At 71.4% G+C, this 1674-nt stretch carries 2 protein-coding genes; both read left to right on the plus strand.

From position 1 onward, the window contains the following. A partial coding sequence (locus ON27_RS06270) for a pyridoxal-phosphate dependent enzyme (protein WP_043720821.1) occupies window positions 1-414 on the plus strand: 414 nt, incomplete at its 5' end. Window positions 415-438: 24 nt separating this feature from the next. Further along, the gene (gene thrB, locus ON27_RS06275) at window positions 439-1392 is read left to right on the plus strand and encodes a homoserine kinase (protein WP_043720823.1); all 954 of its coding nucleotides are present in this window, start codon (window positions 439-441) and stop codon (window positions 1390-1392) included. Window positions 1393-1674: the final 282 nt, after the last annotated feature.

A 1674-nucleotide genomic window follows, 5' to 3' on the forward strand; every position in this document is an offset into this window, starting at 1 on the left:
CTGGGTGTGCAGGCCGCCGGTGCGGCCCCGCTGGTGAACGGCGCTCCGGTGCGGGATCCCGAGACCATCGCCACCGCGATCCGGATCGGCGCGCCCGCCTCCTGGAACGGCGCGGTCGAGGCCAAGGAGCAGTCCGGTGGCGCGTTCCGCGCCGCCACCGACGAGGAGATCCTGGACGCGTACCGCCTGGTCGCGGCCACCGAAGGAGTGTTCGTCGAGCCCGCGTCGGCCGCCAGCGTGGCCGGTGTGCTCGCCGCCCGCAAGGAGGGCTGGCTGGACTCCGGGCTCACCGTGGTGTGCACGGTGACCGGCAATGGTCTGAAGGATCCCGACACGGCGCTGTCGGGCATGCCGCAGGTGCAGCCGATCGCGGTCGACCCGGTCGCGGTCGCCGCCGAACTCGAGCTGGCCTGAGTGAATTCGCGCGACAGCCAACTCATGAGCGCGACGCTGCCCGCCGGTCTCACCGTGACCGCGCGGGTGCCCGCGTCCACCGCGAACCTCGGTCCCGGGTTCGACTCGCTCGGCATGGCATTGGGGATCTACGACGAGATCCAGGTGCGCACCACCGATTCCGGGCTCACCATCCGGGTGGAGGGCGAGAGCGCCGACGACGTGCCCTGGGGCCCTTCGCATCTCGTGGTCCGCGCGATCGAGCGCGGCCTGGAGTCGGCCGGGGTGTGGGCGGACGGTCTCGATGTGGTGTGCCGCAACGTGATACCGCACTCCCGCGGGCTCGGTTCGTCGGCCTCCGCGGCGGTCGGCGGACTGGCCGCGGGGTGCGCCCTGGCCGCGAAGCTGGACCCGGCGCTAGCCACCTCGGCCGATCGAATGGTCCAGTTGGCCGCGGAATTCGAGGGTCATCCGGACAACGCCGCGGCCAGTGTGCTCGGCGGGATCGTGGTCTCGTGGACCGAGACAGAGCGCCCCGCCGACGAGGCTCCCGGCACGGAGTACCACGGTCGCGTCTACCGCGCGGTGCGGCTCGAGCCACATCCCACGCTGCGCCCTGTGGTGCTGATTCCCGAGGAGCGCTCGTCCACCGCGCACACCCGCGGTCTGCTGCCCGACGTCGTGCCGCACGGCGACGCCGCGTTCAACGTCAGCCGCGCGGCGCTGGCCGTTGTGGCGCTCACCCAGCGCCCCGACCTGCTGATGCCGGCTACCGCGGACCGCCTGCACCAAGCCCAGCGTGCCCCCGCGCTACCGCTGACCACCGCATGGATCACCCGCCTGCGCTCGGCGGGAATCGCGGCCACCGTCTCCGGCGCGGGACCCACCATCCTGGCCCTGGGTACCAGCGAATTCCCGGCAGAACTTCGCGAACTGGCGGCGGCCGACGGCCTGCGCGTGGTGGAGCCGGGAATCGCCGAGGGCGTCCTGGTCGACTGACGGCGAGTCTGTCTTGCCGAGATTCGCAATGGACAGCTATCCTGGGCAAGTCCGTACATCGTGCGCATCAGACGCCGGTGCTTCATCAGGGCAATCGCTCCAGCAGGCTCCAGGCTCGAGCCTCCAGGCCATGGGGGTGCTGCGTAGCTGCGCAACTGGAATGATCTCTCCCCACCTTTCACCAACGGTGGAGAAGCCGCCGGTCCGGCGGGGCAGGTGATACGGCACACAGCGCCCGGACGGACGCATCCCAGTCCGGCAGAATGCCCGGGCTGCGGGACG

Origin of the sequence: Nocardia asiatica NBRC 100129 (genome assembly GCF_000308415.1) — a bacterium.
Lineage (GTDB): Bacteria > Actinomycetota > Actinomycetes > Mycobacteriales > Mycobacteriaceae > Nocardia > Nocardia asiatica.

What these genes read in the sequence shown, in the direction of transcription:
- thrB (WP_043720823.1), top strand. Translation starts at nt 439, where the DNA reads ATGAGCGCGACGCTGCCCGCCGGTCTCACCGTGACCGCGCGGGTGCCC.